Source organism: Humibacter albus DSM 18994 (genome assembly GCF_000421825.1).
GTDB lineage: Bacteria > Actinomycetota > Actinomycetes > Actinomycetales > Microbacteriaceae > Humibacter > Humibacter albus.
The window spans coordinates 1-18,560 of the sequence record NZ_ATXT01000003.1 but is presented as its reverse complement, the minus strand read 5'-3'; the positions used below and the strand labels follow the sequence as shown (position 1 = coordinate 18,560).

Sequence of the window (18,560 nt, the reverse complement as noted above, 5' to 3'; positions counted from 1 at the left end):
GGAAGCCGAGAAGCTCAGGAATGAGCAGCGTTCCATGGAGGTTGTGCCGCGCGGCATGATCACCCTGCTGCGCTCGAAGAATCGCCGGCGGCCGGCCGGCCTCTCTGTCGGGTGCTCGGCCTGGCGCCGCGGGCATCCTGTCGGGAGGCGCGGCCGACGGCGAGCGTGATGACGAGCGCGATCACCGTGAGGGCGGCGCACGCCAGGAACGCTCCGGAAAAGCCGGCGCTCGTGCCGGCGATAGCGAAGATGCCGCCGGAGATGATGGCCCCGATGCGGCGAGTATTGGTATACAAGCCGGAGGCGAGCCCGGGCCTCGGGATGATGTCGAGAAACAGCGTGATGCCGATGCCCGAGACGGTGGCGAAGAACCAGGCGTTGAGGAGTTGCGCGGCCACGAGGCCGATCGGGTCGTGCACGAACGCCATGACGGCGTAGTACGCCATGCCGGCGATGATTCCGACGGCGAGGAGCGAGATCTGGCCGAACCGGTTGCTGAGGCGTCCGAGCAGGATGAGGGCCGGCACCTCGGCGAGGGCGGCGACGCCGAGCGCGATGCCGCCCCAGACCTCGGGGAGGTGCAGCGAGTCGACGGTGAACAGGGCCATCGCCGAGGTCACCATGGCATTCGTCGCCTGCAGCAGCACGAATGCGAGGACGATGGCGACCACACGGATGCGGGAGAGGGGGACCGTCGCGTCGCCTGCCGACTTCGGTACATGGCGGGCGCGGGCGTGCGTTCGGCGAAGGCCGAGGACGACGCCCATCCCCGCCAGCGAGATGATGACGATAGCCGCGAGCACGGTCCTGATCCCCAGTGCACCGGCTAGCAGCATGGCCGCCGGCGGTCCGGCGACCCACGCGACGGAGACCATGGCGCGGGTATTCATGACTGCCGAGCGTCCGGTGCCCGCCGCGCGGAGGTAGGCGAAGAACAGCGAAGAACCGACCGCCGCAGGCCCGCCGAGCACGACGAGACCGAGAACTGCCACCGTCAAGGAGACGCTGAACGCCAGAACCGCCGCCAAGGCCAAACTGAGCACGCCGCAGACGAGCATCCAGGTCAGATAGTTCGAGCGTCGGTCGGCCAGGACCGGGATGACGACGGAGGCGACGAAGCCGCTCGCGTTGTAGAGAGCGAGGGCGAGACCGACCTGTGCGTTGCTCGCGTGCAGCAGTGTGGAGAGCAGCAGGGCAAGGGCCGTGTTGAAGAACGCGAACTGGAGACCCCAGGCGAACGCGGCGCCCTGGGTGAAGAAGCCGGTCAGTCGCCGAGGGCGTTCGAGAAGTGCGGTGTCAGTCAACTCTCCACGGCCCGTTCGCGCGAGGCATCCCAGGGCACGGCCCAGCCGGCGGCGTCGAAGATGCGGTCGAGCACGATCGCGGTGAATCCCCACACGATCGTGCCGTCGATGTCGAAGGCCGGCCCTCGGAAGCGGGAGCCGAAGCGCTCGACGACGAACGTGAAGCGGGATGCCGGGTCGAGCATCCTCGAGACCGGTGCCTGCCACACGCGCGTCGTCTCGGCCGGATCGATGGCGCGCAGCGGGATGGGGTTCGCCCACCACGCGAGCACCGGTGTGACGCGGTGGTTGCTCGCGGCCAGCGGCAGCGCAGGCAGCGTGGCGAGCACGTCGACTCCCGTCGGGTCGAGCCCGGTCTCCTCGGCGGCCTCGCGGAGGGCGGTCTGCACGGCGTCCGTGTCGCCCGGCTCTGCCCGACCGCCGGGAAACGAGACCTGCCCGGCGTGCTGACGCAGCGTGGATGCCCGCACCTGCAACAGCACATCGAGCTCGGCCGGCGCCGTGATGGGCGACGCACTCGGGGTAGGTGAGGTCGCCTCGGCGCGCCCTGCATCCTCGCTGAAGAGCACGAGCACCGATGCGGGACGTGCATCGACGCCGACGGGCAGACGTTCCAGCGCGGCCGGGTCGACGACGTTCGCGAGGCCGGCGAGCAGCTCACGTGTGCTTCGCGGCGGACTCGCAGGCGTGGCAGCGGAGGGTGGTTCGGTCATGTCCCGGCAAGCCTAGAGGGGGCCGACGCGGCGTGCGCAGGCTCTTCGACTCCGCGCCGCGTTCAGAGCGTACGGAACGTGTGCTGGCCCCAGATCGCACGAACCGCCGTGGCCATGCGCGCTTCAGCTTCACCCCGTCGTCGGCGACTCCGCCTCGGCCGTTCGTAACTCAGGCCATATCCGGTCAGATGACAGATGTATCGATGTGGCGTCGTATGTCCTGAAATACTGTCTCGGCGTCTCGGCGTCTCGGCGTCTCCGGGTCTCCGGGTCTCCGGGTCTCGGGGTCTTGGCGTCTTGGCGTCTCCGTGTCTCGGGAGCCATCGCCCCGCCACGGATGGTCCGAAACCGCGCTCTCTGAGTGCCGGTCGACGCGCTGCGCTCTCCGCGGACTGCGCGGTGAGCCGAACGGCGGGACTTTCGCGTCAGTACGACGCCCGCTGCGCCCGGTCCGCCTCCGGCACCCAGCGTGCCGCGAACGCCTCCGACCCACGCGCGAGCAGTCCGACGTCGGCGCCGACGAGGACGAAGCCGGCACCGGCCTCGGCGTAGGACTGCGCGGCATCCGGATCGAATGCGTTCACGCCGATCGGCTTGCCCGCACTGCGAATGCCGTCGAACGCGCGGTGCACGGCGGCCACCACGTCGGGATGCGTCTGCTGTCCGATCAGGCCCATCGACGCGGCCAGATCGCTCGGCCCCACGAAGACGCCGTCGATGCCGTCGACGGCGGCGATCTCGGCCGCGGCATCCACCGCGTCGACCGTCTCGACCTGCACGAAGAGCGAGACGTGTTCGTCGGAGTGGGTCAGGTATCCGTCAACCCGGTTCCAGCGAGCCGACCGGGCCAGTGCCGAGCCGACGCCGCGGCGCCCGCGCGGGGGATAGCGCACCGCCTCGACCACGGCACGCGCCTGCTCGGCCGACGACACCATCGGCACCAGGATGTTCTGCGCGCCCAGATCGAGCACCTGCTTGATCACGACGACGTCGCCGACGGGCACGCGCACCAGCGGCGTGATCGGGTACGCGGCCACGGCCTGCAGCTGGGCGAGCGTTCCCTCCAGGCCGTTGGGGCAGTGCTCCATGTCGATCAGCAGCCAGTCCAGGCCGCTGCCGGCGCAGATCTCGGCGACCAGCGGCGACCCGCTGCACACCCACATGCCGGCCAGGGGGCGAGATGCCTCGCTCAGCACAGCGCGGAACGTGGGGCTCAGACGAAGCGGCATGTGATGGTCCCCATCCGGTTGTAGTCGCAGAGCACGCTGTCGTCGCGCGAGACCCACATCGGCCGGGTGAACGATCCGGCCAGGATGATCTCGCCCGCCTCGAGGCGAGCTCCGTGCTGATGGAACTTGTTCGCGAGCCAGGCCACCCCGGTCGCGGGGTGGTTCAGCACACCGGCTGCGACGCCGGTCTCTTCGATGGTCTCGTTGCGATACAGCAACGCCGAGACCCAGCGCAGGTCGAGCTGATCCGGACGCATCGGGATGCCTCCCAGCACCATTCCGCCGTACGCCGCGTTGTCGCTGATCGTGTCGACGATCGTGCGCCCCTCGAGCTCGATGTGCGAGTTGAGCACCTCGAGGGCGGGCGTGACGTACTCGGTGGCGCGCAGCACGTCGAACAGTGTGCAGTGCGGGCCTTCGAGCGGGTCCTTCAGCACGAAGGCGAGCTCGACCTCGATGCGCACGTTCGAGAACTGGTCGACGGCGATCGCGGAGCCGTTCTCGTACACGGTGTCGTCGAACATGACGCCGTAGTCCGGCTCCGTGATACCCGTCGCCGCCTGCATCGCCTTGGACGTCAGCCCGATCTTGCGGCCCACGATGCGGCGTCCCGCAGCCAGGTTCGTGTCGCGCCAGACGCCCTGGATGGCGTACGAGTCCTCGATGGTCGCCTCCGGGTACCTCGCGGTGATGCGCGGGATCACGCCGTGCGTGCGATCCGCTTCGGCGAGCTCTGCCGCGATGCTCCTGATGGTGCCGTCGTCGAGGCTCACAGCTGGTGCCCCAGCTTGTACTCGCCCTGCTTCCATTCGGGCATCGAGCCCTCGCCCTCCTCCTCGCGCGTGTACGAGAAGCCGTCGGCGCCGATTGTCACGCTCAGCTCGCTCGCCTCGGTGCGCGCGGTGAGCGGCTGGGGCTCGCCGTCCAGATCGAGCACGAGCGAGGCATCCGTGTACCACGACGGCACGACGGGGTTGCCCCAGAAGTCGCGGCGCTGGTTGTCGTGCACGTCCCACGTGACGACCGGGTTGTCGGGGTCTCCGGTGTAGTAGTCCTGCGTGTAGATCTCGACGCGGTGGCCGTCGGGGTCGCGCAGGTAGAGGTAGAAGGCGTTCGAGACGCCGTGCCGGCCGGGGCCGCGCTCGATGCGGTCCGACATGCGCAGGGCGCCGAGCTTGTCGCAGATCGCGAGGATGTTGTGCTTCTCGTGCGTGGAGAACGCGATGTGGTGCACGCGCGGTCCATCGCCGCCCGTCATGGCGGTGTCGTGGACCGTGGCCTTGCGACGTACCCAGGCGGCGTAGACGGTGCCCTCGGCATCCTGGATGTCTTCGGTCACCCGAAAGCCCAGGTCTTGCATGAACTTCACCGCGCGCGGCACGTCGGGGGTGACCTGGTTGAAGTGGTCGAGACGCACGAGCGCGCCCGGCGAGTAGAGGTCGTACCGCCACGCGAGACGCTCCACGTGCTCGACGTCGTGGAAGAACTCGTAGGGAAATCCGAGCGGGTCGGTCACGCGAACCGAGTCGCCGACGCCCTTGACGAAGCCCGAGGTGCAGCGCTCGACGCGGCAGCCGAGCTCGGTGTAGAACGCGACGGCCTTGTCGAGATCCTCGGGCGTGCGCACGCGGTAGGAGAGCGCTGCGATCGCGGGCACGGGACCCTCGCGCAGCACCAGGTTGTGGTGGATGAACTCCTCGAGCGAGCGCAGGTAGACGGCGTGCTCGTCCTCCTCGGTCACGGTGAGTCCGAGGACGTTCACATAGAAGTCGCGCGAGCGCTTGAGATCGCTGACGACGAGTTCCATATACGCGCAACGCAGGATGTCCGGGGCCGGCGCCTGTGGCGTGGGCGTGGGGTTGTCGCAGTCGATCGGCGCCTCCTGGGAGACGAAGAAGCCCGACGACGTCAGTGTCATGTCTTCACGATGGGTCATGGTATTTCAGCGTCCTTGCTTGTATCGGTCTCTGAGCGAGGAGTGAAGCGACGAGTCGAAGTGTGTGGCGGGGTGTGCCCTTCGACTCGCTTTCGCTCGCTCAGGGAGCATGGGGTGGTGGCGGCGTCAGCGCGGGTCCGGGTCGTCCAGTTCGACCTCGGTGTGGTGCTCCTGCTTGCCGAAGGTGGGATTGTGCACCCTGCCGAGCGTGATGTGCACGGCCTGCTGGTCGGTGTAGAAGTCGATCGATCGGTAGCCGCCCTCGTGTCCAAGGCCGGATGCCTTCACCCCGCCGAACGGAGTGCGCAGGTCTCGCACGTTGTTCGAGTTGAGCCACACCATGCCGGCGTCGATCGACTGGGCGAAGTTGTGCGCCCGCTTCAGATCGTTCGTCCAGACGTACGCAGCCAGCCCGTACTTCACGCCGTTGGCGAGCTCGAGGGCCTCCTCGTCGCTGTCGAACGGGGTGATGGCGACGACCGGGCCGAAGATCTCCTCCTGGAAGATGCGGGCATCCGGCTTCACATCGGCGAACACGGTCGGCGCGACGAAGTTGCCCTCGGGGAAGCCCTTCGGCCGGCCGCCGCCGGCGACCAGGCGCCCCTCGCTCTTGCCGAGCTCGACGTAGCTCATCACCTTCTCGTAGTGCTCGGGATGCACGAGCGCGCCGACCTCGGTGTCGGGATCGTGCGGATAGCCGACCTTCACGCGCTTCGCCTGCTCGGCATAGCGCTGCACGAACTCGTCGTAGATGGAGCGCTGAACGAGGATGCGACTGCCCGCGGTGCAGCGCTCGCCGTTGAGCGAGAACACGCCGAAGATCGTGGCGTCGATCGCGGCGTCCAGGTCCGCGTCGGCGAAGACCACGGCGGGCGACTTGCCGCCGAGCTCCATCGACAGGCCCTTGAGGAACGGTGCGGCGTTGCCGAAGATGATCTGCCCGGTGCGGCTCTCTCCGGTGAACGAGATGAGCGGAACATCCGGATGCTTGACCAGCGAGTCGCCGGCGAAACCCTCTTCCCCGTAGCCGTTGACCAGGTTGAACACGCCCTTCGGGAGGCCTGCCTCCTCGAAGATGCCCGGCCACAGCGACGCCGACAGCGGAGTGAACTCGGCCGGCTTCAGCACGACGGTGTTGCCGGTCGCGAGAGCGGGACCGAGCTTCCACGACTCGAGCATGAACGGTGTGTTCCAGGGCGTGATGAGCCCGGCGACGCCGATCGGCTTGCGGTTCACATAGTTCATCTGACGACCGGGCACCTTGAACGCGTCGTCCGCCTGGGCCACGACCAGGTCGGCGAAGAACCGGAAGTTCTCGGCGGCGCGACGGGCCTGACCGAGCGCCTGGGTGATCGGCAGGCCAGAGTCGAACGATTCGAGCTCGGCCAGCCGCGCGTCCCGCGACTCGACGATGTCGGCGATGCGGTGCAGCACGCGGCTGCGCTCGCGGGGGAGCATCTTCGGCCACGGGCCCTCGTCGAACGCCTTCTTCGCCGCGGCGACGGCGCGGTCGATGTCGGCCTTCTTGCCCGACGCGGCCTTCAGGTACACCCGGTTCGACACCGGCTCGATCACGTCGAACGTGTCGCCGTCGACCGAGTCGACGAACTCGCCGTCGATGTAGTGCCGGATGCTCGTGGGCAGGTCATCGGGCACGTGCCCGGTCATCGTGCTGGTCGTGGTGTCTGTCATGATGCCTCCGTCTCGGTGAGGAGCGTGTCGGTGGTGGTCTGGGTGCCGGTGGTGTTCTCCGCGTCGGTGGTGGACGCGTCGGAAGTGGACGCGGGGCCCGCGTTCGCGTCGTCGTGTCCGTCGGGATGCCGCGCCGCCAGGAACGCTTCGAGCGTCGCCCAGCGGTGGTACCGGGCCGCGAGTTCGATCTCGAGCGGATCGGCGTGCTCGCGGATGAGTCGCACGATCTCGCGGTGCTCCTCGACCGAGTGCCGGGCACGCTCGGGAACGAACGCGAACGTCGTGTCGCGCACGCCGGGCAGGCGGTGCCAGCCCTGATGCACGAGCTCGAGGAGGGTCGGATTCGGGCACGCCTCGAACAGCGTGCTGTGGAACCGGTGGTTGAGCGAGGTGAACTCGTGCGGGTCGAAGTGGTCGAGCAGACCGGCCATCGACTCGTTGATCGCGAGTGCGCGATCCAGGTCGGCGTCCGTCAGCGAGGGTGCGGCCAACGAGGTCGCGCACCCTTCGACGAGACCGAGCGTCTGCATGATGTGCACGTACTCGGTCTCATCGACGAGCGCGACGCGTGCACCCACATTGCGCTCGAACGTGACGAAGCCTTCGGCCTCCAATCGCCGGATCGCCTCGCGCACCGGCACGACGCTCACGCCGAGATCGGCTGCGATGGTGCCCAGCACCAGCCGGTATCCCGGTGTGTAGCGGTGGTCGACGATGCGGTCGCGGATGAACGCGTACGCCTGCTCCGACTTGCTCCCAGCAGGCTTGCTCCCAGCAGGCTTGCTCCCGGCCGGCTTGCCCCCGGCTGGGGCCTCGACGCCGCTCATCGCTGCTCCGGTCCCGTGACATCCCGCTCCGCCGCATCGGGTCGTGGCGATGCATCGGATGCCCCGCGCTGCTCATACCGCGCCCGCCACTCCTCGTTCATCGGGAACAGCCCTTCGAGCCCGTGGCCGGTGGCGGTCTGCTCGGCGACGAAGGCATCCTGCTGCTCCTGGGCGAGTGCGGCATCCGCGACCTCCTCGGCCAGCGTCGGGGGAATGACGATGACCCCGTCGGCATCGCCGACGATCACGTCACCCGGCTGCACGGTGGCGCCGCCGCACGCGATGGTGAGGTCGGCATCCCAGGGCACGTGCTGCCGGCCGAGCACTGACGGATGCGCTCCGTTCGAGTAGACGGGCAGACCGACGGCGGCCACGGCGTCGTGGTCGCGGATCGCACCGTCGGTGACCACCCCGGCCGCCCCCGCGGCGTTCGCGCGGATGGCCAGGATGTCGCCCAGCGTGCCCGCCGTGCCGTCGCCGCGGGCCTCGATGACGAGCACCTCGCCCTCGCGCACGGAGTCGAACGCCCGCTTCTGGGCGTTGTAGCCGCCGCCATGGCTGCGGAAGAGGTCTTCGCGGTTCGGCACGAAACGCAGCGTCTTCGCCGTCCCGACGAGCTTCGCGTTCGGATGCAGCGGCGCGACCCCGTCGATGAACACGTTGTTCAGCCCGCGCTTGCGCAGCTGGCTGGAGAGGCTCGCCGTCGGCGCCTGCTCGAGCTTGGCGCGCAGCGCGGGGGAGAGGCCCGTGGATGCCGGTGCCTGCGTCGCTTGGGCCGCTTCGGCCGCTGTCGTGGTCGCGCCGATCGCGGCGGCGTCCGTGGCGTCCGCGTGGGCGCTCGCGCTCGTCCCGGCTCCCGTGCTCGCCCCGGAGCCGACGGGCGGAAGCCCCGCGGCCTCCCGCGATCCCCAGGCCTCGGCGCGTTGCGTGTCGTCGACAGCGGGTAGCGAGCCGAGTGCCGGGTCGAAGCCGTCGGATCCCTGTGCGACGGCGGTGACCAGCCGACCGGAGGACGGTGCTGACGGCGCGGTCGGGGCATCCACTTCGACCTCGACGGTGTCGCCGGGGACGACCACCGAGGAGCCGGCGGGCGTGCCGGTGAGGATCACGTCGCCGGTCTCGAGCGTGAAGTGCTGCGAGAGGTCGGCGACGATCTGGGCGAGCGGGAAGAGCATCCCGGCCGAGGTGTCGTCCTGAGCGAGCTCGCCGTTCACCCAGGTGCGGATGCGAAGCGCCGCCGGGTCGATCGTGCGCGCGTCGACGAGGTTCGGGCCGAGGGGCGTGAAGCCGTCGCCGCCCTTGGAGCGCACGTTGGACCCCTTGTCGGCGGCACGCAGGTCGTAGAGCCCGAAGTCGTTCGCGGCGGTCACCCATCCGACGTGGGTCCAAGCGTTCTCGACGTTGACGCGTCGCGCCGAACTGCCCATGATGAGGGCGATCTCGCCCTCGAATGCGAGCAGTTCGGTGCCCGCCGGCCGCTCGATGGCGCCGCCCGTGGCGGCGACCGAGCTCGACGGCTTGAGGAAGTAGGAGGGGGCCGCCGGCCGGCGGCCGCGCTGGTCGGCGCGCGACACGTAGCTCAGGTGTACAGCGACGATCTTGCCCGGCCGGCAGGGGAGCGCGGCGAACCGTGGATCCGCGCTCGCGGAGGATTGCCGCGTCGCCTCGGTGGCATCCGTTGCAGTGGTGTCAGTGCCCATGAGCTCCCTCGCCCTTGTGGTGTATCTGAAATCGTATATGATCAGTCGGCATCCGGCAACGGAGCCCATTGACAAAGGAGTCACGAATGACTGAACCGAAAGTGAACAGCTCCTCCGGGAGCAGCCTGACCCCCACCGGAACCATCGCGACAGCCCTCGATCGGCGCAGGGTCGCGATCGCCACGGTCATCGGAACCACTGTCGAGTGGTACGACTTCTTCATCTACGCGTTCGCGGCAGGTGTGGTCTTCGCCCAGCTGTTCTTCGAGCCGATGGGCAAGGACTTCGCGCAGATCGTCTCGTTCTTCAGCGTGGGCGTGAGCTTCCTCTTCCGACCGCTTGGCGCTTTCCTGGCTGGCCACTTCGGTGACAAGATCGGCCGTCGCCCGATGCTGGTCCTGACACTGCTCCTGATGGGCGGCGCCACGACGCTGGTCGGTGTGCTGCCCACGCACGCGGTGATCGGGATCTGGGCGCCGATTCTCCTGATCCTGCTGCGCGTTCTGCAGGGCATCTCGGCCGGCGGCGAGTGGGGCGGCGCTGTGCTGATGGCCGTCGAGCACGCGCCGAAGAAGAAGCGCGGTCTCTTCGGCGCGGCCCCGCAGATCGGTGTGCCGATCGGCCTGCTCCTGGCCTCGATCGTGCTTGCCGTGATGGAGCAGATCGCACCGGGGGATGCCTTCCTCGCCTGGGGCTGGCGCGTCCCGTTCCTGCTCTCCGTCGTACTCGTCATCGTGGGCTATTGGGTGCGTTCACGGGTGAGTGAGAGCCCGGTGTTCCAGGAGATCGCCGAGCGCAAGGAGAAGGCGCGCATGCCGATCGTGCAGCTCCTGCGCCGCCATCTGCTGCTCGTCATCATCGCGGCGCTGGTGTTCGCCGGCAACAACGCGGTCGGTTATATGACCACCGGCGGCTACGTGCAGCACTACGCCACCGCCGCGAACGGCCCCATCAAGCTCGACCCGGGCCCCGTGTTCTGGATCGTTGCACTCTCCGGCGTGCTCTGGCTCATCTCCACCTGGGTCGGCGGCTGGCTCTCGGATGTGCTGGGCCGGCGCACGACCTACATCATCGGGTGGATCCTGCAGGGGATCGGCGTCTTCCTGCTCTTCCCGCTGACGAACCTCGGCACGCTGTGGTCGCTCTGCGCGGCGCTGTTGATCCTGAGCGTGGGCCTCGGGTTCACCTACGGGCCACAGGCTGCGCTGTATTCCGAGCTGTTCCCGGCATCCATCCGGTTCTCGGGAGTGTCGATCTCATACGCGATCGGTGCCGTGCTGGGCGGTGCGTTCGCGCCCACCATCGCGCAGGCCATCTTCCAGTCGACCGGTTCGACGAGCGGCATCACCTGGTACCTGGCCGGGATGACGGCGATCGGTCTGATCGCAACGCTTCTGCTGCGCGACCGCACGGGCATCCCACTCGGACCGGAGAACGAGGCCGAGCAGGAGAAGAGTCCGATCTACGGCATGTCGAAGGTCTGATCGGCCTCACCAGCGCGTGCGTACCCGGAGCTCGCCGGCATCAGTCGCCGGCGGGCTCCGGCACGCCGTTCGCGCGGATCACCTCGCGCTGGTGCGGCGAGATCACGTTCGGCGAGATGCGGCAGTCCAGCAGTAGGAACCGACGCTCGGCAGCGGGCGTCGCAGTCCAGCTCTCCAGCCGGTCGAGGTCGGCGAGCGAGCGCACCACGACGCCCTCCGCCCCCACGGAGGCGGCCAGCGCCGCGAAGTCGACGTCGGGAATGAGCATCGGCTCGCGCGCCAGCCCCTTGAGCCCGTACAGGTTGACCTCGGCACCGTAGGCGGCGTCGTTCCAGACCACGGCCATCCCGTGCCCACGGGCCACGCGCACGGCGGTCTCCAGGTCGGCGAGCGCCATGAGCCCGCCGCCGTCGCCGGTGGAGAGCACCACCGTCGACTCCGGCTTGGCGAGCGCAGCGCCGGCGGCCGATGGCATCCCGAGTCCGATGGACTGGTAGGCGGTGCCGACCATGAGCATCCGCTCGGGAGAGGCCACCTGCCAGTACATGTTGGGCCAGCCCATGAAGTGGCCGCCGTCCTGCACGACCACGCGGTCGTCGGGGAGCAGTTCGGCCAATCGCGCCGCGACGGCGCGGGGGTCGAGTCGGCCGTCGGAGGCGAACTCGCCTGCGCGTTCTCGCCGGGTGAGCGCTGTGACGTCGATCGTCTCGCGCCAGCCACTGGGCGAACCGCCGCGAGCGCGCAGGCGCTCGACGAGTTCGCCGGCGACGAGCCGAGCGTCACCGCGCACGAAGCGTCCGACGTGCGGATGCGTCGCGGCCTGCGCCGTGTCGACCTGCACCACCTGCGTCTGCGGGGCGAAGAGGTCGCCGAACCGCATCGTGAACTGGTTGAGGGATGCGCCGAACACGATCGCGACGTCTGCCTCGTGCACGAGATCCATCGCCGGCTTCGCTCCGAATCCGCCCGTCACGCCGAGGTCATGGCGAGAGTCGGGGAAGATGCCGCGGCCGAGCGCGGTGGACGCGGTGACCGCGCCGGTCGCCTCGGCCAGCTCGCCGAGGTTCGCGCCGGCATCCGCGAGCCAGGCTCCGCGTCCGGCGAGGAGGAACGGACGCCTCGCGCCGGCCAACGCGTCGGCGACGAGATCGAGCGTGGCCAGCGTGAACGGGTCTGCCGGCTGCATCGGAGACGGGACGCGCGGCTCCGGCGCAGGTGGCACAGGCCCGGCCTCGAGCGCGGCGACGTCGTAAGGGATGGCGAGCACGGTGGGAACCCGGTAGGTGAGCGCGTGCTCGACCGCGATGATCGTGGTGGCGGCCGCATCCGCTCGGCCGACCGTGTAGGTGCGGGCGCCGACGGCGGCGGCCAGTGCGATCTGGTCGACGTCCCACGGTCGCGGCCCGGAGGTCGGCTCGTCTCCGACGACGAGGATGAGCGGGATGCGCGCCTGCACCGCCTCGGCGAGCGCGGTGAGCGTGTTCGTGAACCCGGCGCCGTAGGTTGCGGTGGCGGCGGCGATGCCGCCGCAGACGCGGTAGAACGCATCCGCGGCGACGACGGCGCCGGCCTCGTGCCGCACGGGCGTGTAGACGGCGTTGGTCTCGCGTTCGAGGGCGTCGAGGAAGTAGGCGTTGCCGTTGCCCATGATGCCGAAGACGTGGTCGAGGTGGCGGGCGAGAGTGAGCGCGACGTGGGCGGAGACGGTGGACACGACGAAGCCTTTCGAGACGGTGACGATACGGAAGATGCCGTATGTGTCTCGCGCGCCGTGCATGACAGCGGTTTCGTGCCCCTTTTGCGAGCACCGGGGGCCAGCGGGCCTCCGGACGGCTCGATCTTACCGAGTGGCCGCGACGCCGGCCTGTCGTGCGGGGGCGGTCGCTCGAGCGAGCGGCTTCGCGACTCTGCGCACTGGTTCACGGCCCCGGCGCAAGGGTTCACGGCCCGGCGCAATGGTTCGCGACCCCGTGCAAGGCTTCGCAGCTGAGTTTGGAAGTCAAAAAATGCAAACGATGGCGCGTCTGTTCGCGTTTCTTGACTTCGAAACGGATGCCGGTGCCCGGCACCCGCTGTCGCGGGCGGTCGATGCGCGTGCCGGGCGCCTGTGCCGCTGGGCGATCTGTCAGAGTGGTCTCGGCACGAAGAGGCGGGAGCGCGCATGTCGGACGGCGATACCGATCGGAATGGACGGCTGGTGTTGATCCGGCACGGCGAGACGCCGTGGAGCAGGGTCGGCAAGCACACGAGCTGGACCGACCTCACGCTCACCGAGCGCGGTGAGCAGCAGGCGCGGGACCAGGGGTCGATGCTGCGCGGCCACAAGTTCGCCATGGTGCTGTGCAGTCCGAGGATGCGCGCGCGCCGCACGTCCGCGCTGGCCGGCTATGCGCATCCCACGATCGACGACGACCTCGTCGAGTGGGACTACGGCGGGTACGAGGGCATCACCACGAAGCAGATCGTCGCTTCGCGTGACGGCAAACCGTGGGATCTCTGGAACGACGGCGTCATCCCGGGCGAGCAGACGCCGGGGGAGAGCGCCGATCAGGTGATGGCGCGTGCACAGCGCGTGATCGACAAGTGCACCGACTGCCTCAAGGCCGGCGAAGACGTGCTCCTGGTGGCGCACGGACACTTCTTGCGGATGCTCGCGGTCACCTGGGCGGGCCTGCCCGTCACCGCGGGTGCAGTGATCCGTCTCGACACCGGCAGCGTGTGCGAACTCGGCTACGAGCACGAGCAGCAGGCGGTGCTGCGCTGGAACTGCCCGCCCGATCCGCGCGCCGACTTCAGCTGAGCCGGCCCGCGGCACCTGCACACCGACTTCAGCGGGAACTGCCAGCGCGGGCCGTGCGCCGACTCCAGCTGGAGCTGGGCGCTCACATCTCGTACGTGTCGCCCGGATTCAGGCCGAGGTAGCGCCCGCCGCCCTGTTCCGTCGCCCAGCGGATGCGGGCATCCGCCATCTGTCGCCCGATGACCGAGCTGACCATCTCGTGCGTCGAGAACGAGTGCTTGGGCTTGAGCCCGAGCACGTAGTCGATGAACTCGGAGGCCTTCAACCACGGAGCAGAGGAGGGAACCGCGAGCACGTCGATCTCGGCGAGTTCGGGCGCAGCGAAGGAGTCGCCCGGATAGACGAGCGCGTCGTTCACGATCACACCGACGTTGTCGACGACCGGGATCGACGAGTGGATGACCGCGTGCCGGCCGCCGAAGAACCGTAGCGTGAACGGGTCCGCCTCGACCGTGTCGCCCGGGTGCACGACGTGCACGTCGAAGTCGGACGCGGCCTTGGCGACGCCTTCGGGGCCGTAGATGACGGCATCCGGACTCTGCTCCAGAATGCGGTTCAGCTGCTCGGGCGTCCAGTGGTCGGCGTGCTCGTGGGTGATCACGACGGCGACCGTGTGGCCCGCTTGCGTGATCGGCGTGGTGAACGAGCCGGGATCGATGAACAGCCGTTTGTCGTCGTCCTCGAGAATGAGGGCCGCATGCTCGAGCTTGGTGAGTCTCATGGCTCCATTGTGGCGCGTGAGGCGTGCGATCCGTCTTCCGCCATAATCGGGTCATGACCACCGCCCCGGGCACCGGTGCCCCGCTCGGGGCGAGACTGCGGATCGCGCTCGCGATCAATCCGCAGGCGTCGTTCGGCCTTCGCAGCCACGACGGCCCGGCCGTCGCACGTGCGCTGGAGGCTTCCGGTCACGACGTGCTCGTGATCGCACAGCCGAACTACGAGTTGCTGCGCCGGGAGACCGCGAAGGTGATCGACGGGGGAGGTGTGGACGCGCTCGTCGTCGTCGGCGGTGACGGCATGGTGAGTCTGGGGGTGAACATCGTGGCGGAGACCGACGTCGCGCTCGGCATCGTCGCGACGGGAACCGGGAACGACACCGCGCGAACGCTGGGGCTTCCGATCGACGATGTGGAAGCATCCATCGGCGCGCTCGAGGATGCGCTCTCCCGCGGCCCGCGACGTGTCGACCTCGGTCGGGTGCGTCACGGTGGGCTCACCACATGGTTCGCCGGCGTGCTGTCTGCGGGTTTCGACGCGCTCGTCAACGAGCGCGCGAATCGCATGGTGCGGCCGCGCGGACCGCGGCGATACACGATCGCGATGCTGCGTGAGCTGCTCACCTTCCGTTCGGTGAAGTACCGGCTCGAGGTGGATGGCGTGGCGGAGAACGTCGACGCCATGCTCGTGTCGGTCGCGAACGGCCGGTCGATCGGCGGTGGCATGAAGATCGTGCCCGATGCGCGGCTCGACGACGGCATGCTCGACCTCTTCATCGTCGATCGGATGCCTCGGCTTCGGCTTCTGAACGTGTTCCCGCGCGTCTTCCGCGGCGAGCACACCGATCTCGCCGAGGTGCACATCACACGGGTGCGAACGGTGCGCATCGAGGCGGATGGCATCGTCGCGTATGCGGACGGGGAACGCGTCGGCGCGCTGCCCGTCGAGGTCACCGTAGTGCCGGAGGCGCTGCTGCTGTACGGCTGAACGGGCGTTGCGCGGCTCCTGCACGGGTGAGCGGCGTTGCGCGGCTCCTGTACGGGTGTGCGGCGCGTCCTCTGGCGGCCCAACGCGCCGCGCTCGGAGGCTCGGTCGGCTGCATCTCTCCGTCCACAACTGGGGGCGAATCCCGTTATCCACAGAAATCCGCTCTGATCGGGATTTATGGTGTCGAAGTGTCGGTGGTTGCCGGTTGACTTGATGCGTGGACGATCTCACCGAACGACTCACTGCGGCGGCAGCCTCTGCTCTGTCAGCGGTGCGATCGGTTGTTGCCGTACACGAGGTCTCGAGCCTGCCTGACAACGCGCTTCTGGCGACGGTTACCGCCATAGAAGACGTCGGGCGCGCTATCGACGCATTGCGCGTCGCGACGGCCGCCGAGGTCGTCGAACGTTCCCGCCCGTCGCTGGGGTCGGACCGGTTGTCGAGGCGCAAGGGATGCCGCAACGGGTTCGAGCTTCTCGCCCGTCTCACGCAGGTTGCCGAACGTACAGCGGTTGCGCGTGCGCGGCTGGGTGCAGGCATCCTGCCCCGTGAATCGCTCATCGGCGAGAGCCTGCCGCCGAAACGGCCGATCGTGGCGCAGGCGATGGATGCCGGAACTCTCGGCCTGGACTCCGCGACTGCGATCGCGTTCATGCTGAACACGGTCGCCGATCGTGCCGAGCCAGGAATGCTGGCTGCAGCCGAGGAGTCACTCGTTGGTTCGGCTCTTGGCGTGGATGCCGAAACGGGGGAGCAGACCGTGCCGTTCACCGCCGACCAGACACGGGTGCAGGCAGTGCAGTGGCAGGCGGCGTTGGACCCCGACGGAGTGAAAGCGGACGAAGAGCGGGCGCGTGTCGGGCGCGGCATCACGAAGACGGGATCACGCGGCGGCTTGATCCGTTACCGCATGGAGTTGCTGCCTGAGATCGCCGGCCGATTGGAACGCATCTTCGACTCCTGCCTCACGCCGAAGGTGACCGGACGTTTCCTGACTGCCGAGGAGCAGGCGGAGGCACTCGTCACCGGTGACGACCGCACTCCCGCACAGCAGAGGCACGATGTGTTCGCCGCGGTCCTGGATGCCGCCTCCCGCAGTGCCGAGCTGCCCACGATCGGCGGCGCGTTCCCCACCGTTCTCGTCAGCGTCGGCGCCGACGAGTTGGCCAGCGGCAGCGGTGCGGGGTGGATCGATGGCATTGAGGAGCCGGTCTCGATCGACGCGGTCAAGCAGTTCGCCTGCACCGGGGGTGTGCAGAAGGGATACTTCGCTCCGGACGGTCGGCTCCTCGCGCTCGGATCCCCGGAACGAGGCTTCACCCCGCAGCAGCGCCGCGGGATCACCCTGCGCGACGGCGGATGCCTGATCCCCGGCTGCACGATCCCCGCCGGCTGGTGCGAAGTGCACCACGTCGAGGAGTACTCCCGCGGCGGCCCCACCCACACCGATAACGGTGTCCTGCTGTGTTGGCATCACCACCACACGATCGAAACGTCCGGATGGGAGATCCAGATGCGGACGGGCGTGCCCTACGTGCGACCACCGGTCTGGATCGACCGCGAACGCGAATGGCGGCGGGCAACGAAAGCGCGGACCAGGCCGGGCGCGATACAGGTCGAGGCCAGGGGAACAGGTGTCGAGGACGAGCGCCGGGTTCAAGGCCGGGTGAACGAGCTCGGCGTCAGCGGAACAGAGCTCGGCGTCAGGAGAACAGGGTGAGCGCCTCTGCGTATCGAGCCGGGTCGGCGCACGTCTCGGCGGTGACGAGGATCGCATTCCTGCCGACAATGCGCGTGAACGTGCCCCGGCACGGGATCTCGACGATCGTCGTGAGACCCGCCCGCCACGCGAGTACGAGCGTATCGAGGGCTCGTCTCTCTGGTTGCTCGTCCACCGGTGCGAGGTGACGGACGCTCCGGCCGTCGACGAGGCGTTGTTGCCACGGCTGGTATTCGTCCGTGAACGCGTCACGTCCGAATCGGTGCGACCACGTCGGTCCCACGAGCTCGAGGAGCGCACGTTCGCGTTCCTCAGAACCGCGTTTCAGCGCTTCGAGGCGCTCGAACGCGCTGCCGTCGAACGGCGATGCCGTGTGCAGCAAACAGTCCCGCCAGAGTGCGGGCCAGGCATCCTGCCACTCAGAGATCGGCATCGATTCTCGTTCCGACGAGCGCACCGGCTCGGGTGTGACGGTGAGCCGCGGCGGCAGATCCTCACCGGCTCGAGCGGCATCGTCAAGATCGAGCTTCCACGCCTCGCGAACCCACAACAGATCGAGGAGTGACTGCGCGTCGTCCACGATCGTCAGGACCATGTCATGCGGCCACGGGTCGCCGGGGAGGGGTCGGGTCGAGCGCATGAGGGGCTCCTTCGAATCGGCGATGTGGCCCGAGCGTGAGCCGGCGATGCGGCCAGAATGCGAGTCGGCGAGGAGGCCAGAACGCGGATCGACGAGGACGTCAGAGCGCGAGCCGACGCGGCCGCAACCCAAGCCGACGCTGCCAGGATGCCACCCGATTGCGGCAAGGGGCGTGCGGGCTTCCGCACTGTGCGGATTTCCGTGGTTCATGCGGCTTTGGTGGGTCCGGACCCCGTGCCGCCTCGGTTTGGAAGGCATCCCCGACGTATGGCATACTCGATGAGTTGCCTTTTCACGGCAACGGCAACGGCCCCATCGTTTAGCGGCCTAGGACGTCGCCCTCTCACGGCGGTAACGCGGGTTCAAATCCCGCTGGGGTCACAGCAGAAGCCCGGTCTCTTCTTCGGAAGGGACCGGGCTTCGTTGCGTTGGCCGGCCGCCCACCCGGGCTTATCGGCCAGAAAGAGTGGATGGGTTCGGGCGTGTCTGTCTAGTTGTGATGTCCAGGCAGGTTGTTGAGTCTGGTGATGGGTGGGGCTCCGATTGCGGAGTGGTGCCTGTGGTGATTGTAGAAGTGCAGCCAGCCCGGTAAGGCTCCTCGTCGCGCGGTTTCTGAGGGGTAGAGCCGGGCGTAGGCCCAGCCGTCGGCGAGGGTGCGGTGGAACCGCTCGATTTTGCCGTTGGTCTGGGGCCGGTAGGGGCGGGTCTTCTTCGGTGTGATCCCGAGCTCGGCGCAGGCATTGCGCCAGGCGTAGGACTTGTAGGCGGAGCCATTGTCGGACAGGACGCGCTCGACGGTGACGCCACG

15 protein-coding genes, 1 tRNA gene and 1 pseudogene are annotated in these 18,560 nt (G+C 68.6%); 5 read left to right on the top strand and 12 right to left on the bottom strand.

What is annotated here, in order from left to right; translation table 11 throughout:
- Positions 1-59 precede the first annotated feature (59 nt).
- From H623_RS20795 to H623_RS20790, 8 genes are all read right to left on the bottom strand, one after another.
- Positions 60-1,304 carry an MFS transporter gene (locus tag H623_RS20795; protein WP_022899050.1) on the bottom strand — a complete coding sequence of 415 codons (1,245 nt, stop codon included), beginning with the start codon at positions 1,302-1,304 and terminating at the stop codon, positions 60-62.
- Positions 1,301-2,017: an NUDIX hydrolase gene (locus H623_RS0100790; RefSeq protein ID WP_022899049.1), complete on the bottom strand. Its 717-nt coding sequence runs from the start codon at positions 2,015-2,017 to the stop codon at positions 1,301-1,303. Before H623_RS0100790 ends, H623_RS20795 begins: the two co-directional genes overlap by 4 nt.
- Before the next feature lie 425 nt (positions 2,018-2,442).
- Complete coding sequence (locus H623_RS0100785; RefSeq protein ID WP_022899048.1) at positions 2,443-3,246, bottom strand: HpcH/HpaI aldolase family protein; 804 nt, start codon at positions 3,244-3,246, stop codon at positions 2,443-2,445.
- Positions 3,231-4,055 (bottom strand): 2-oxo-hept-4-ene-1,7-dioate hydratase, encoded by an 825-nt coding sequence (gene hpaH / locus H623_RS0100780; protein ID WP_157560850.1) that lies wholly within the window; start codon positions 4,053-4,055, stop codon positions 3,231-3,233. The genes H623_RS0100785 and hpaH overlap by 16 nt, the downstream gene beginning before the upstream one ends.
- The gene (gene hpaD / locus H623_RS0100775) at positions 4,016-5,182 is read right to left on the bottom strand and encodes a 3,4-dihydroxyphenylacetate 2,3-dioxygenase (RefSeq protein ID WP_022899046.1); all 1,167 of its coding nucleotides are present in this window, start codon (positions 5,180-5,182) and stop codon (positions 4,016-4,018) included. The genes hpaH and hpaD overlap by 40 nt, the downstream gene beginning before the upstream one ends.
- Positions 5,183-5,308: 126 nt before the next feature.
- Positions 5,309-6,850 carry a 5-carboxymethyl-2-hydroxymuconate semialdehyde dehydrogenase gene (gene hpaE / locus H623_RS17055; RefSeq protein WP_211217955.1) on the bottom strand — a complete coding sequence of 514 codons (1,542 nt, stop codon included), beginning with the start codon at positions 6,848-6,850 and terminating at the stop codon, positions 5,309-5,311.
- 20 nt (positions 6,851-6,870) lie between these two features.
- Entirely contained in the window at positions 6,871-7,701 is an 831-nt protein-coding gene (locus tag H623_RS17050; protein WP_022899044.1) for a GntR family transcriptional regulator, read from the bottom strand.
- Complete coding sequence (locus tag H623_RS20790; protein WP_022899043.1) at positions 7,698-9,401, bottom strand: fumarylacetoacetate hydrolase family protein; 1,704 nt, start codon at positions 9,399-9,401, stop codon at positions 7,698-7,700. Before H623_RS20790 ends, H623_RS17050 begins: the two co-directional genes overlap by 4 nt.
- 86 nt (positions 9,402-9,487) lie before the next feature.
- Here H623_RS20790 and H623_RS0100755 point away from each other — a divergent pair, with 86 nt between their 5' ends.
- Positions 9,488-10,885, top strand: coding sequence for an MFS transporter (locus tag H623_RS0100755; RefSeq protein WP_022899042.1), 1,398 nt, complete (start codon positions 9,488-9,490; stop codon positions 10,883-10,885).
- 40 nt (positions 10,886-10,925) lie between these two features.
- Here the strand turns inward: H623_RS0100755 and H623_RS0100750 are convergent, their stop codons facing one another.
- Positions 10,926-12,599, bottom strand: coding sequence for a thiamine pyrophosphate-binding protein (locus H623_RS0100750; protein WP_026939764.1), 1,674 nt, complete (start codon positions 12,597-12,599; stop codon positions 10,926-10,928).
- 447 nt (positions 12,600-13,046) lie between these two features.
- On the opposite strand from H623_RS0100750, the gene H623_RS0100745 reads away from it, so the two are divergent.
- Entirely contained in the window at positions 13,047-13,685 is a 639-nt protein-coding gene (locus H623_RS0100745) for a histidine phosphatase family protein (protein WP_022899040.1), read from the top strand.
- A gap of 82 nt (positions 13,686-13,767) precedes the next feature.
- Here the strand turns inward: H623_RS0100745 and H623_RS0100740 are convergent, their stop codons facing one another.
- Positions 13,768-14,406 carry an MBL fold metallo-hydrolase gene (locus H623_RS0100740; RefSeq protein WP_022899039.1) on the bottom strand — a complete coding sequence of 213 codons (639 nt, stop codon included), beginning with the start codon at positions 14,404-14,406 and terminating at the stop codon, positions 13,768-13,770.
- A gap of 53 nt (positions 14,407-14,459) precedes the next feature.
- On the opposite strand from H623_RS0100740, the pseudogene H623_RS0100735 reads away from it, so the two are divergent.
- Together H623_RS0100735 and H623_RS0100730 are read left to right on the top strand one after the other, a co-directional pair.
- A pseudogene (locus H623_RS0100735) lies at positions 14,460-15,323 on the top strand (diacylglycerol/lipid kinase family protein); the annotation flags it as partial.
- 286 nt (positions 15,324-15,609) lie between these two features.
- Entirely contained in the window at positions 15,610-17,112 is a 1,503-nt protein-coding gene (locus H623_RS0100730) for an HNH endonuclease signature motif containing protein (RefSeq protein ID WP_022899037.1), read from the top strand.
- On the opposite strand, the gene H623_RS0100725 is transcribed toward H623_RS0100730, so the two are convergent.
- Positions 17,096-17,752: a hypothetical protein gene (locus tag H623_RS0100725; protein ID WP_245558839.1), complete on the bottom strand. Its 657-nt coding sequence runs from the start codon at positions 17,750-17,752 to the stop codon at positions 17,096-17,098. The two genes, H623_RS0100730 and H623_RS0100725, sit on opposite strands and share 17 nt — an antisense overlap.
- Positions 17,753-18,060: 308 nt before the next feature.
- Here H623_RS0100725 and H623_RS0100720 point away from each other — a divergent pair.
- A tRNA-Glu gene (locus H623_RS0100720) sits at positions 18,061-18,133 on the top strand.
- Between the two features lie 109 nt (positions 18,134-18,242).
- Here the strand turns inward: H623_RS0100720 and H623_RS0100715 are convergent.
- The coding region (locus tag H623_RS0100715) for an integrase core domain-containing protein (RefSeq protein ID WP_022899035.1) at positions 18,243-18,560 on the bottom strand (318 nt) is incomplete at its 5' end.